This is a genomic window from Aminobacter niigataensis (assembly GCF_946995915.1).
Lineage (GTDB): Bacteria > Pseudomonadota > Alphaproteobacteria > Rhizobiales > Rhizobiaceae > Aminobacter > Aminobacter niigataensis.
Genome location: NZ_OX341517.1, coordinates 3,565,871 through 3,578,539, shown reverse-complemented (window position 1 = coordinate 3,578,539; position 12,669 = coordinate 3,565,871). Strand labels below are relative to the sequence as shown.

9 protein-coding genes, 2 tRNA genes and 1 pseudogene are annotated in these 12,669 nt (G+C 61.6%); 8 read left to right on the top strand and 4 right to left on the bottom strand.

Features of this window, described 5'->3' with window-relative positions:
• Window positions 1-46: 46 nt before the first annotated feature.
• From O1Y97_RS17445 to O1Y97_RS17435, 3 genes are all read right to left on the bottom strand, one after another.
• Complete coding sequence (locus tag O1Y97_RS17445) at window positions 47-298, bottom strand: transcriptional regulator (RefSeq protein ID WP_404801191.1); 252 nt, start codon at window positions 296-298, stop codon at window positions 47-49.
• Window positions 299-817: 519 nt separating this feature from the next.
• Window positions 818-1,567, bottom strand: a complete 750-nt coding sequence (locus O1Y97_RS17440) for a DUF3800 domain-containing protein (protein ID WP_318761817.1) — start codon at window positions 1,565-1,567, stop codon at window positions 818-820.
• A gap of 194 nt (window positions 1,568-1,761) precedes the next feature.
• A tRNA-Asn gene (locus O1Y97_RS17435) sits at window positions 1,762-1,836 on the bottom strand.
• Between the two features lie 198 nt (window positions 1,837-2,034).
• Here O1Y97_RS17435 and O1Y97_RS17430 point away from each other — a divergent pair.
• The 8 genes and pseudogenes from O1Y97_RS17430 (at window position 2,035) to O1Y97_RS17395 (ending at window position 11,734) form a co-directional block, all read left to right on the top strand.
• Entirely contained in the window at window positions 2,035-2,301 is a 267-nt protein-coding gene (locus tag O1Y97_RS17430) for a hypothetical protein (RefSeq protein WP_183261613.1), read from the top strand.
• Between the two features lie 147 nt (window positions 2,302-2,448).
• A tRNA-Cys gene (locus O1Y97_RS17425) sits at window positions 2,449-2,522 on the top strand.
• A gap of 84 nt (window positions 2,523-2,606) precedes the next feature.
• Window positions 2,607-3,281 carry a protein-L-isoaspartate O-methyltransferase family protein gene (locus O1Y97_RS17420; protein WP_108608330.1) on the top strand — a complete coding sequence of 225 codons (675 nt, stop codon included), beginning with the start codon at window positions 2,607-2,609 and terminating at the stop codon, window positions 3,279-3,281.
• 167 nt (window positions 3,282-3,448) lie between these two features.
• Window positions 3,449-4,831: a TolC family outer membrane protein gene (locus O1Y97_RS17415; protein ID WP_183261609.1), complete on the top strand. Its 1,383-nt coding sequence runs from the start codon at window positions 3,449-3,451 to the stop codon at window positions 4,829-4,831.
• A 749-nt stretch (window positions 4,832-5,580) separates the two neighbouring features.
• Window positions 5,581-5,811: pseudogene (locus O1Y97_RS26285) on the top strand (PopZ family protein); the annotation flags it as partial.
• Between the two features lie 143 nt (window positions 5,812-5,954).
• The gene (locus O1Y97_RS17405) at window positions 5,955-8,738 is read left to right on the top strand and encodes a valine--tRNA ligase (protein ID WP_318761815.1); all 2,784 of its coding nucleotides are present in this window, start codon (window positions 5,955-5,957) and stop codon (window positions 8,736-8,738) included.
• Window positions 8,739-9,103: 365 nt separating this feature from the next.
• Window positions 9,104-10,201, top strand: a complete 1,098-nt coding sequence (locus O1Y97_RS17400) for an outer membrane protein transport protein (protein ID WP_318761814.1) — start codon at window positions 9,104-9,106, stop codon at window positions 10,199-10,201.
• Between the two features lie 714 nt (window positions 10,202-10,915).
• Window positions 10,916-11,734, top strand: a complete 819-nt coding sequence (locus tag O1Y97_RS17395) for a tetratricopeptide repeat protein (RefSeq protein WP_108609923.1) — start codon at window positions 10,916-10,918, stop codon at window positions 11,732-11,734.
• A gap of 117 nt (window positions 11,735-11,851) precedes the next feature.
• Here O1Y97_RS17395 and xth read toward each other — a convergent pair whose 3' ends face one another.
• Window positions 11,852-12,643: an exodeoxyribonuclease III gene (xth, locus tag O1Y97_RS17390; RefSeq protein WP_108608325.1), complete on the bottom strand. Its 792-nt coding sequence runs from the start codon at window positions 12,641-12,643 to the stop codon at window positions 11,852-11,854.
• Window positions 12,644-12,669: the final 26 nt, after the last annotated feature.

The following is a 12,669-nucleotide window of genomic DNA, read 5'->3' as shown; positions in this document are numbered from 1 at the left end:
CCATAAGAGGGCAGCCCGGCGCCGTGAACCGTCGGTTTCTTCACGGCTAGTCCTGCCGGTCACGCAGCCTGACGCCAGGCCCATTACCATTCTGGTCGATGAAGAGGACGCCGGCCTCGATTAGGGCAGCTCGAACTGCCCTGACGTTGTTTGACAGCGCCACCGCTTCCCCTTTGACGCTCTCCATCCTCTTCAAAGTCGGGATCGAAATTTTCGCGGCTTCTGCCAGTTGCTTCTGCGTCATGTCGACCAGAACGCGGCCAGCGGCAATCTGATGGCCTGTGATATTTTGATCCATAGGTATCATTTCGATCTAAAGGTGTTGACATAAGTGTCGCTTTGATCCATATGTATCACATCGAGACTTTCGGAGCAATTGAGGAGACCACCCGAATGCCAGCACGTAGATTAAGACCGAACGCCGCCTACCGGTTTGCTCACGCCCAGGCCGTCAGATTAGGCGACCTGCTTGGCGTCATTTCGGCCCGTGACATCACGCTCGCGGGCCGGGAAATCTACACGGTGAGGTTCGACTGCGCCGATCGGCCGGTCCGAACTGTTCTAGGTGACCACCTTAGCCCTGACCATGCGCCAGCAGCGCGCGATCGCTACGCTTCAGGTTTTCCGGTTACGTCGCGCCGATCGCCACAGCTTCAGATTCCTCGCGCCGCTTAATCGGCGCCCGACGCTAACTTGCTGCGTCACCAGCGTAGCGACAGGGCCGCTTGTTCCCAAGTTTTGGGGAGTAAGGTCACCACCGGCCCGAACCTAGAAGCCGTTTCGAAGCGCGGCTTGAGCGCATCACCTAGAACCTAGGTCAACCCGTAACGGCATCTGGCCAACTATCCCTTATCCACCCCGCATGTCGGGTAATCGGATCTAACACCTCGGGCGGCACGTCCTTGCCCTTGCTTACGCGCGCTATACAGAATGCGCAAAGGTCTGCGAGTTGAAGCGGGGCGCAGTCTGGCTTCGCAGCGAAATGCACGGTGTCGATGATCCTCCTAAGTGGAAGATTGAAGTCTTTGGCGAAGGTATCCAGGCCTGCATCTTTCAACCTGTCGGGATATCTGAGGGTCAGGATTATGAGCTTTATGAGTGGTTTCACGCGATCCGCATCTTCAGCGATCAGCAGAGCGTTTTCGTCAGGTGAGTATTTTGCCAACCACCGGTCTGCTTGGACCGCACAATCCATCGTTGCTGCTGATTGCATCAATCCAATCTTCTTTTGTTCAGCAAGATCGGCGGGGACGGCGCCGCCGCCGAACGTCTCTTTTACGTAGGCGCCGACGACCACTGGAAGGTGGAATTCGTCAATGATGGAGGCCAAATCAGATAAGATTTCGATTCGTTTGTCCCATTGCCACTTCCTGCGATCAAAGTACCTCGCGCCGTGGTAAATATCGGTGGCGTGGAAAACGAAGCCGAGCTGATCCGGCTCGGGGATGTGCTTGCGGATCAATTTGGCGAGCTTCTTTTGTATGCTGGTCGACTGTTGGTCGCCGTGGATTATCACCCCAGCGACGGCCATCGCCGATTCGCCGCGTGATATGCCTGCCTCATCCAAGTAGACTAATCGCACCAGATTGCGCCCCTAAACGAGTAGGCCTCCGAAAACAGGCCGATTCGATATGTCACCCAGAGATATCGCGTGCCACGCCGCACCGATACAGGGCGAGCCAAAAGCGGGGAGGCAAAGCGGGGAAACCCCGCTAGACTTTCCGTGATTTATAAGGAAATCAGTAACTTGCACGAAGCAAGTGGCTCCCCGGGCCGGATTCGAACCAGCGACCAACCGGTTAACAGCCGGTTGCTCTACCACTGAGCTACCGGGGAACAGGGCTCATGTGAACGAGGCGGCGTATAGCAAACGGTTTCGCGATTTGCAAAGCGCTAATCGAACTTTTTGCGAGTTTTTCCCAGCAGCCTTTCTGGTAATCGCCGCCGCGCGGCCTCATATGACGGCTTCGCCCGCATTTTTGCCGGCTTGGCGCGGCATTCGGGCGCATACGGATCGCCACAAATGCAGGACTTATGACCAGCTACAAACCTCAGCAGCCGCCCAGACGGAAGATTTCGGTGCTGGGGCGCGAGTTCGCCATGCCGCAATCGCGTGGCGTCCGCATCGGACTCGGCGTGGCGCTTTGTTTCCTCGGGCTGCTTGGGTTCCTGCCGGTGCTCGGCTTTTGGATGATTCCGCTCGGCCTGCTGATTCTTTCGCACGAGTTCCACGTCGTGCGGCGGGTGCGCCGTCGACTGATCGTCTGGTGGGAGCGGCGCCGGCGTCCGGCTGATCGATAAGGCAGGCCGAAGCGGGATGCGCGATCGGAGTGGCCAACGGCATTGCTTGAGCGTGTCGTGTCCAAAACCGATGGGGAAAGAAGCTTCCCCGCTTGACGCCGGATTCCTGGCAACCTATTGGAGCCGTGTAGACGCCCGAAGCGGCGAGGCCTCGTGGCGGAGTGGTTACGCAGAGGACTGCAAATCCTTGCATCCCGGTTCGATTCCGGGCGAGGCCTCCAGCTTTCTCGGCAACCGCCGCCGAGGACCGAATTCGGGCACAGTCACATTTGCGCTTCATGCGCCGAAGGCGGGCCTGTTTGAAAATGAACGCTGATTTCTCCGAACGTCGCGTGAAGATGGTGGACGGCCAGGTCCGCACCACCGACGTGACCGACGCTGCCATCCTTTCCGCCATGCTTTCGGTGCCGCGCGAGGCGTTCGTCGACAGCGCCCAGCGCGAGCTTGCCTATATCGACGAGGATCTGCGCTACGGTGTGACCGCCGACAGCGATCAGCCGCGCTACCTGATGGAGCCGTCGCCCTTCGCCAAGCTCGCGCAACTGGCCGAGATCGGTCCGCGTGACTTCGTGCTCGATGTCGGCAGCGGCACCGGCTATTCCTCGGCCGTGCTGTCGAAACTCGCCAGCTCGGTGATCGCACTCGAAAGCGATCCGACGCTCGCGGCAACCGCGACCTCGACCCTTTCCTCGCTTGGCTGCGACAACGTGGTTGTGGTCTCCGGGCCGCTTGCCGCAGGTTATGCCTCGCAGGCTCCCTATGACGTTATTTTCGTCGGCGGCAGCGTCGAGCAGGTGCCCGATGCGCTGCTGGCCCAGCTCAAGGAAGGCGGCCGCCTGGTTGCCGTCGAAGGGCGCGGCAACGCCGGCGTGGCCAGCGTTTACCTCAAGGCAGACGGCAATGTGACGGCCCGCAGGGCGTTCAATGCGGCAGTTAAGCCACTACCTGGCTTCAATCGCACACGCGAATTTGAGTTCTGAGCGCCTTTTTCTTGCTGTGCGCAACGCGTCGTGATGTTCTAAGACCGGACGAGGGTGATTTGATTCTGGACTGTTTCAGTCTGGAATCAGCGCATTAGGCCGGTTTCGGCGAGGGGCACTTCAGGCTGCTTTCGGGCAGCTCGCCGCAGAATGAATGAGGGACGCGCGTGTCGTTTTTCCGTAAAAGTGTGTTTGCTGTAGCTCTGGTCTCTGCCACGGCGCTGTCGCCGTTGTCGGCCTCCGCGGAAACGATCCTCGGAGCTTTGGCAAAGGCCTATCAGAACAACTCCCAGCTCAATTCGGCCCGCGCCGGTGTGCGCGTCACCGACGAAAACGTCGCGATCGCCAAGTCAGGCTGGCGTCCGACGATCAATGGCTCCGCCAGCATCGACTATTCTACGACCCGTAGGAATTCATCGACGAGCCATCTGACGACCGGTTCGTTCGGCGTCGAGATTCGCCAGTCGCTGTTCGACGGCTTCCAGACCAAGAACAATGTGGCTGCCGCAGAGGCACGTGTTCGGGCCTCCAATGAGAGCCTGCGCAACACCGAGCAGAACATTCTGTTCAACGCGGCAAGCGCCTACATGGATGTGATCCGCGACCGCCAGGTGGCGGCGCTGACCGAGCGCAACCTGCAGTTCCTGGGCGAGCAGGTACGGGCCGCGCGTTCGCGCTTCGACGTGGGCGAGGGCACCCGCACCGACGTCGCCCAGGCTGACGCATCCCGCTCGGCGGCACTCGCCCAGCTCAGCGCTGCCCGGGCCCAGGCGCTGTCGAGCGCAGCCATCTATCGCCAGATCGTCGGCGACGAACCGAAGAACCTGAAGGCGGCATCGCCGCTCGCCAAGCTCCTGCCCAGGAGCCTTGAGGGCGCTGCCTCCATCGCAGCCGATCAGCATCCGGCGATCCTTGCTACCGGGCACCTGGTCGACGCGGCCGGCTTTGCCGTCAAATCCGCGGAAGGCGCGCTGCTGCCGCAGCTGTCGGCTTCGGCAGGCGTTTCCCAGATCAATCGGGATACTGCCGGAGCGACTCCTGGCACGCAGGATGGCTGGTCGACGTCGGCCAATATCGGCGCGACGCTGACCGTGCCGATCTACCAGGGTGGCCGGGCCTCGGCGACCGTGCGCCAGTCCAAGGAATCGCTTGGCCAGGCCCGCATCGAAGTCGATGTCAGCCGTGATCAGGTGCGCGCCGCGGTGACCTCCGCCTGGACGCAGTACACCGCGGCCCGCGAGGCCGTGGCAGCCAATCGCGAAGTGATTTCGGCTGCTCAGCTTGCACTTAGCGGCGTTGTCGAGGAACGCAATGTCGGCCAGCGCACGACGCTCGACGTGCTGAATGCCCAGCAGGACGTTATCGACGCCCAGATTAACCTGGCGACCGCCGAGCGCGATGTCGTGGTTGCGAGCTATGCCATCCTGTCTGCTGCCGGCAATCTGTCGGTCGAACGGCTTGGGCTGAACGTCACGAAGTACCGGCCGGAAGAACACTTCAATGCCGTCAAGGACAAGTGGATCGGGCTGCGGACGCCGGACGGTCGCTGACCTTCCGCACCCCGCGTGCGGGATTTGAGGCGGGCGCCTGCTCTTTTGGAGCGGGCGCCCGTTGTCGTTTGCGAACCCCCTTGTGAGGTAATCTGTTGAAATCGCCGGGGCTGTCCGATTGGGGATTCTCGAAGGGGAATCAGTCGGCTACGCTAAAGCACTGATTCGAAGCTCGTTTCGACGGGCGGGTTTTGTAACCTGTCACAAAGGCGGCGGATGTGACGATGGCCCAGGCTAGCAGCGCTCAGCGCGAACCCTCGATGGAAGAGATACTCGCTTCCATTCGCAGGATCATCGAGGACAACGACACCGGACGACGCCCGGCAGTCGACTTCGAGCAGATGCGCCCGGAGCCGGAAGACGATCGCGGTGACCGCAATATCATCGAGGTCGAGGCATTCAGGGCGGAACTCCAGGCTGCCAAGCCGGCGCCGGTCGAGGTCAAGCCCGTTGAAGCCGTGCAGGTTCCGACTGCACCCGAAGGCAAGGCAGCCGAGCCCCGCGCCGTGACGTGGCCGCCGGCAGATCCGAAGACGGCTGAAGCAGTCGTGGCAGAGGCCGCTGCATTGCCGCGCACGCCGACGGCGAGCTGGGCGCCAAAGTCCACCCTGGCGGTAGAGCAGATGGAGCGGCTGGCCGGCCCCGCGCGCGAACCCGAAGTCGAAGCTCCTGTCTCAGCAGCGAGGGGCGAAGCTGCTGCGTCCCCGATCGAACCTGCAGCTTCCCCGATCGAGCCGGCAACTGCCGAAGAGCCCTTCGCTGTGAAGCCCGCGATTATCTCCGAGCAGGCTGGCCGCCAGGTTTCGGCCGCCTTCGGCGAGCTCAACGACGCCTATGCGGCGCGCAGCCGCAAGTCGTTCGACGACATTGCCGCCGACATGATGCGGCCGATGCTGCAGGATTGGCTCGACAACAACCTGCCGACGCTGGTCGAACGGCTGGTACGCGAAGAGATCGAGCGCGTGGCCCGCGGCGTGTAGTGATTTCGGCCTTGCCGACATGAAAGCGCCGCCTTCGGGCGGCGTTTTCGTTTCTGGTTGCGGCAGGCCATGCTGTTGACTTGCCCCCACCCATCCGATTTACACCGGACCAGCAAAATCCGGACCAAACGGAACCAATTCCGATGCTTGAGAAGACCTACGACGCCAAATCAGTCGAACCCAAGATTGCCAAGGCCTGGGAAGACGCCGATGCCTTCAAGGCCGGCGCGGGTGCTGCCGAGGGCGCGGAGCCGTTCACCATCGTCATCCCGCCGCCCAACGTCACCGGCTCGCTGCACATGGGCCACGCGCTCAACAATACCCTGCAGGACATCCTCGTGCGCTTCGAGCGCATGCGCGGCAAGAACGTGCTGTGGCAGCCGGGCATGGACCATGCCGGCATCGCCACCCAGATGGTGGTCGAGCGCAAGCTGATGGAAAAGCAGATCCATCGCCGCGACCTGACGCGCGAGCAGTTCGTCGAGAAGGTCTGGGAGTGGAAGGACGAATCCGGCGGCATGATCTTCAACCAGCTGAAGCGGCTGGGTGCCTCCTGCGATTGGTCGCGCGAGCGCTTCACCATGGACGAGGGCCTGTCCAAGGCCGTCATCGAGGTGTTCGTCACGCTGCACAAGCAGGGCCTGATCTACAAGGACAAGCGCCTTGTGAACTGGGACCCCAAGCTGCTGACGGCGATCTCCGACCTCGAGGTCGAGCAGCATGAGGTCAACGGCAACCTCTGGCACTTCCGCTATCCGGTCGAGGGCGAGGTCTACGATCCGGAGAACCCGAGCACCTACATCACGGTTGCGACCACAAGGCCCGAGACGATGCTGGGCGATACGGCTGTCGCCGTTCATCCCGACGACAAGCGTTATGCGCATCTCGTCGGCAGGAACGTCGTGTTGCCGATCGTCGGCCGCAAGATTCCCGTTGTCGCCGACGAATACTCCGATCCGGAAAAGGGTTCGGGCGCGGTCAAGATCACGCCGGCGCACGACTTCAACGACTTCGAGGTCGGCAAGCGGAACAATCTGCCGGCGATCAACATCCTGACCGTCGAGGCCAGCATTAACATCGTCGACAATGACGAGTTCCTCGAAGGCCTCGAGCGTAGCGACATGCGCGACGGCGTCTGGACTCAGCTTCACGGCCTCGACCGCTTCGCGGCGCGCAAGCTGGTGGTCCAGATCATGGAAGAGGGCGGTTTCCTCGACAAGATCGAGCCGCACAAGCACATGGTGCCGCATGGCGACCGTGGCGGCGTGCCGATCGAGCCGTATCTGACCGACCAGTGGTGGGTCAACGCTGCCGAGATGGCGAAGCCCGCCATACGCAGCGTGCGCGAGGGGCGCACCAACTTCGTGCCCAAGAACTGGGAAAAGACCTATTTCGACTGGATGGAAAACATCCAGCCCTGGTGCGTTTCGCGCCAGCTGTGGTGGGGACACCAGATCCCGGCCTGGTATGGCCCGGACGGCCACGTCTTCGTCGAGCGCACCGAAGAAGAGGCGCTCGATGCGGCGGTCCAGCACTATCTCGCTCTTGACGGGCCGTGGAAGGCCTGGGTCGAGGAGCAGCTTGAGAATTTCGAGCCCGGCAAGATCCTGACCCGCGACGAAGACGTGCTCGACACATGGTTCTCGTCGGCGCTGTGGCCGTTCTCGACGCTCGGCTGGCCCGACAAGACGCCCGAACTCGACACCTACTACCAGACCGACGTGCTGGTGACCGGCTTCGACATCATCTTCTTCTGGGTCGCCCGGATGATGATGATGGGCCTGCATTTCATGGACGAGGAGCCGTTCCACACGGTCTATGTCCATGCGCTGGTTCGCGACAAGAGCGGCCAGAAGATGTCGAAGTCGAAGGGCAACGTCATCGATCCGATCGAGCTGGTCGACGAATACGGCGCCGATGCCTTGCGTTTCACGCTTGCGATCATGGCCGCCCAGGGCCGCGACGTGAAGCTCGACCCGGCCCGCATTGCCGGCTACCGCAACTTCGGCACCAAGCTCTGGAACGCCACGCGTTTTGCCGAGATGAACGGCGTGGCGCGCAACGACGAGTTCTGGCTCAACGATGCCAAGCTCACCGTCAACCGTTGGATCCTGACCGAACTCACCCGCGCCACGCGCGAGGTGACGGCTTCGATCACCACCTACCGCTTCAACGAAGCGGCGGGCGCGGCCTATCGCTTTGTCTGGAACACCTTCTGCGACTGGTATCTGGAGCTGCTGAAGCCGATCTTCATGGGCGAGGACGAGGCGGCCAAGGCCGAAAGCCAGGCGGTCGCGGCGTTTGTGCTCGACGAGATCTACAAGCTGCTGCATCCGATGATGCCGTTCATGACCGAGGAGCTGTGGGCGCACACGGCGGGCGAGGGCAAGGAGCGGTCGTCGCTGCTCTGCCATGCGGCCTGGCCGGCGCCCGACTTCGAGGATGCGGCCGCCGCTGCCGAGATCAACTGGCTGGTCGACCTGGTCAGCGGCATCCGCTCGGTGCGCTCGGAGATGAACGTGCCGCCGGCGGCGATCGCGCCGCTGGTCTTTGTCGGTGCCAATGACGAGACGCTTGAGCGCCTCAAGCGCCATCAGTCGGCTATCGCGCGCTTGGCCCGTGTCGGCGAGATCACGCATGAGGCGGCAGCGCCCAAGGGCGCGGCACAGATCGTCGCCGGCGAAGCGACCGCTTGCCTGCCGCTCGGCAGCCTGATCGACCTGACGGCTGAAGCCGCGCGCCTGCAGAAGGAACTGGCCAAGACGACCGAGGAGATCGCCCGGCTGCACAAGAAGCTGTCGAACGAAAAATTCGTCGCTTCCGCGCCCGAGGAGATTGTCGCAGCCGAGCGCGAAAAGCTCGAGGACTATCGCCAGACGCAGGAAAAGCTCGACACCGCGCTGTCGCGGGTTCGCGACGCCGGCTGACGATTCGAGGCTGAAATCCTGCCGCGGAATGACGCTGCGGCAGGGGCGTCTTTGGCTGCCGGAACGGGCGTGCCGCAGCGTAAATTGTGGTCGATGTAACCGTTTTGCGCCTGATTGTTGCCATAATGTAACAAGGCGCTGATATACCCGCAAAAACGCCGATTTCCGGATCGGGTTCTCCGGATTTTCCTGGAAATCTTTCCGGTGGAAGAGCGAAATCACCAAAATTGACGTTTGCGTAAGCGGAAGGTCAGCGGCGATGGCCGAACCTGACCGTAGCGCCGCCGCGTTTGCAAAAAATCAATGTTGCGTGATCAGAATGAAATCGGTCAATTCTCATCGCGAGCATTCGGGAGAGGACACAAATGAACATTTCGCGTCTCACAAAAGCGCTGCTGGGGGCAACGGCGCTGACGATCGTGGCGGCAAGCACGGCTCAGGCAGGCGGGTTTTCGCGCGGTACGGCCGATACGGATATTTTGTACGAGCAGGGCAACTTCAATCTGCGCACCAGCATGACGGTGGTTAGCCCGCAACGTAAGTTTACAGTTAACCCTTACCCAGATGGGACGGGTTACGATTACTCCGACACCTATGTAGTTCCGTCGGCGGCGGTGAAGTTCAAGATATTCGACGAGCTTTCATGCGCAGGCACGGTGAGCATGCCCTATGGCGGCGGTGTGACCTATGGCGCTGGTGGCAATGGAACGCTCCTGAAGCGCGAAGAAGACTTCACCGTCATGGAGTATGGGGCTACCTGTGCGTTCCAGTACGAACTTGGCAACGGACGCATTTCGGTGCTGGGCGGTGCTTTCATCGAAAGCGTCGACTACAATCTTGTCGGGTCCGACGGCGGTGTTACGGTCGATCTGAAGGATCAGGGGTTGGGCTGGCGAGCCGGCATTGCCTATGAAATCCCGGAAATTGCCCTTCGCGCGCAACTGATGTACCGCTCTGCAACGAGTGTGTCAGCTGAAGGCACCACCAACGGCCTTCCAGTCGCACAAGGGTTTGCAGAGCTTCCGCAAAGCGTGGAGCTCAAGGTTCAAAGTGGCATTGCGCCGGGCTGGCTAGCCTATGGCAGCATCAAATGGACGGATTGGTCAGTCAACGAGGAACTGCGTCTCGTGCTGTTCCCCGGTGTCAACCGCATCGATACCTACAACTGGCAGGACGGGTGGACCGTCACCGGTGGCATTGGTCACTCGTTTAGTGACTCTATAGCCGGTACGGTCTTTGCTACCTGGGATCGCGGCGTCAGCACTGGCTGGGATCTTCACACTGATACCTACACCATCGGCACGGGCATCTCGCTCAAAGACAAGATTGGCGGTGAACTGCGCGCGGGCGCGGGCGTGAGTTACCTCACGGCGGGCGAAGAAACTCAGTATGGCGCCGCAAACCGTGCTGTCGGTAACGATTGGGCCTTCGCCTTTTCCGGCGGCTACAGCGTCAAGTGGTAGCGACCACCTCCTAATCCTCCAAAAGCCGGGCCTTGTGCCCGGCTTTTTTGTTGCCCCCGGCGCGTTTGCCATTCGGAAACCATGGCGCGGCAAGTCGGCAACAGTTGTGACGATTCGGCAACACTTTTGCATCAAGCTTTCGGCTAAGAAACCAAGCGGGGCAATTGCCCATTTCCCGCCATAAACCCGGCGCACCCCGGATAGGTCTTCGGACCAGAACCCGGGATGCCCGTGACGGGACATCGGACGACATGTGCAAGGGGCCGCAATTCTGCGGCAGGAACAGGAATGAACGCCAAGGCGATCTTCAAGGCCAAGCTGCCCAGCCGTCAGACGACGGCAGCGTCGGCGCATGCGCCTGCCTGTTCTTTGCCCGCGAGATTTCGCGCCGTGCGTGGAAGTAGTCTTGATGTCGTCGGCGCCCGGGCTATGCCTGCACATCCTCTGCGCGATCGCGGTTGCTTGCAGGAATTTGGCCGTACTTTAGTCGAAAACAGCGCGCATCTTGACGTTATCGATGTTCAGGACATGGCGCGTCCGGCCGAGCGGATCGGCATGACGCAGTCCGATGTCGAACTCGCGGAGAGGGCGAAAGAATGGAAGCCGTGCCCGACTGCCCAGCGGTCGGGAACGATCTCGAATTGTGCCGAAACCGTCCCGTCGGACAGCAATGGCACGGTCACCCACCCAGGTGGGCGGAAGAAACGCACTGCTATGCGCATATCTGAGTTGGTAAGAGCATCAGCCTATTCTGCGCTTGTCGCGGCTTCCCTGTTGGGCGCCGCCGGCGAGGCGCAGGCGTTCGACGACAAGGTCTTCGACGACAAGACCGGCGTGAAGCCGGAGTCGAGCCCGTGGGCGGTGTTCCAGTTCGGTTTCTCCGCCTACAAGAGCGGCCACAAGGACCAGGCTGTCGAAGCTTATCGCTACGCTGCCGAAAACGGCCAGATCGGCGCCACCTGGAAGCTCGCCCGCATGTATGCCGAAGGCGATGGCGTGGCCCAGAACGACTACGAAGCCTTTAAGTTCTTCTCTGAGATCGCCGAGCAGGACGTCGAGCCCGGCTCGCCCGAGGAGAGCTATGTCTCCGACGCGCTGGTGGCGCTCGGCGGCTACATGAAACATGGCATTCCCGGCAGCCCGGTGTCGGCCAATCCGGTCGCAGCGCAGGAATACTACATGCGCGCCGCCGCCAACTACCGCAATCCCAATGCCCAGTTCGAAATGGGCAAGATGTTCCTCAAGGGCGACGGCGGCGTGAAGGCCAGCGTCAGGCAGGCCGGCCGCTGGCTGCAGCTTGCCGCTGAGAAGGGCCATGCGGGTGCCCAGGCGACGCTCGGCAATCTGCTCTTCGAGAGTGGCAAGGTGGTCCGCGGTCTCGCCATGATGACCGCAGCCCTTGAGCGCGCCCAGCCGGCCGACCAGCCCTGGATCAGGGGCATGCAGGAAGAAGCTTTCGCGCTCGCCGACGAATCCGACCGCCGCACCGCGATTTCGCTGGCCGAAGACATCCTGACCAAGGGCAACCAGTAGGCCTAGCTGCCAGGCGCGCCGAGCACGTGGAAAGCTAGGCCTCCCACGTTTCGTCTCCCAGCATTGAACTGACGATGCTCCCGCTGCCGAACACCTGCCGGCTCTGGCGGGCTTGCCTCAGGCGGCCACGAGATTGAGGTCGATCGCCACCGGCACGTGGTCCGACGGCTTTTCCCACGCACGCACATGCTTTTCGATCGACGCGGAAGTGAAGCGGTTGGCTGCCTCCGGCGACAACAGCAGGTGGTCGATGCGGATGCCGTTGTTCTTCTGCCAGGCGCCGGCCTGGTAATCCCAGAAGGTATAGACGTCGGGCTGGTCGGTGACCGAGCGCACCGCCTCGGTGAAGCCGAGGTTTTCGAGCCGCCGGAAGGCCTGCCGCGTCTCGGGCTGATACAGCGCGTCGCCCAGCCACAGCTCGATGTTGCGGGCGTCGATCGCCTCGGGAATGACGTTGTAGTCGCCGGCAAGCACCAGCGCCTCTTCGAGCGCCAGCCGCTCGGCCGCCCAGCGCTCCAGCCTTGCCATCCATGACAGCTTGTAGGGGAATTTTTCGGTGCCGACGGGATTGCCGTTGGGCAGATAGAGCGAAACCACGCGCAAGGCGCCCTTGTCGGTCGAGAACACACCCTCGATGAAGCGCGCCTGCTCGTCGGAATCATCTCCCGGCAGGCCGCGATTGACTTCGTCGAACGGCAGCTTCGAAAGTATAGCGACGCCGTTGAAGCCCTTCTGGCCATGTGTTTCGACGTTATAGCCGAGTGCCTCGATCTCGAAGCGGGGAAATCCCTCGTCGACAGTCTTTATTTCCTGGAGGCAGACGATGTCGGGTGCGCTTTCCTTGAGCCAATGCAGCAGGTTGTCGATGCGGGCTCTGACGCCGTTGATATTCCAGGTCACGATCTTCATGAATTTCACGCGATTATTTCAAATAA

Bases quoted from the DNA above. Each gene is read 5' to 3' on its own strand.
- O1Y97_RS17445 (WP_404801191.1), bottom strand. From the start codon at position 298: ATGGATCAAAATATCACAGGCCATCAGATTGCCGCTGGCCGCGTTCTG.
- O1Y97_RS17430 (WP_183261613.1), top strand. From the start codon at position 2,035: ATGACCAGCTACAAACCTCAGCAGCCGCCCAGACGGAAGATTTCGGTG.
- O1Y97_RS17420 (WP_108608330.1), top strand. From the start codon at position 2,607: ATGAACGCTGATTTCTCCGAACGTCGCGTGAAGATGGTGGACGGCCAG.
- O1Y97_RS17405 (WP_318761815.1), top strand. From the start codon at position 5,955: ATGCTTGAGAAGACCTACGACGCCAAATCAGTCGAACCCAAGATTGCC.
- O1Y97_RS17400 (WP_318761814.1), top strand. From the start codon at position 9,104: ATGAACATTTCGCGTCTCACAAAAGCGCTGCTGGGGGCAACGGCGCTG.
- O1Y97_RS17395 (WP_108609923.1), top strand. From the start codon at position 10,916: ATGCGCATATCTGAGTTGGTAAGAGCATCAGCCTATTCTGCGCTTGTC.
- xth (WP_108608325.1), bottom strand. From the start codon at position 12,643: ATGAAGATCGTGACCTGGAATATCAACGGCGTCAGAGCCCGCATCGAC.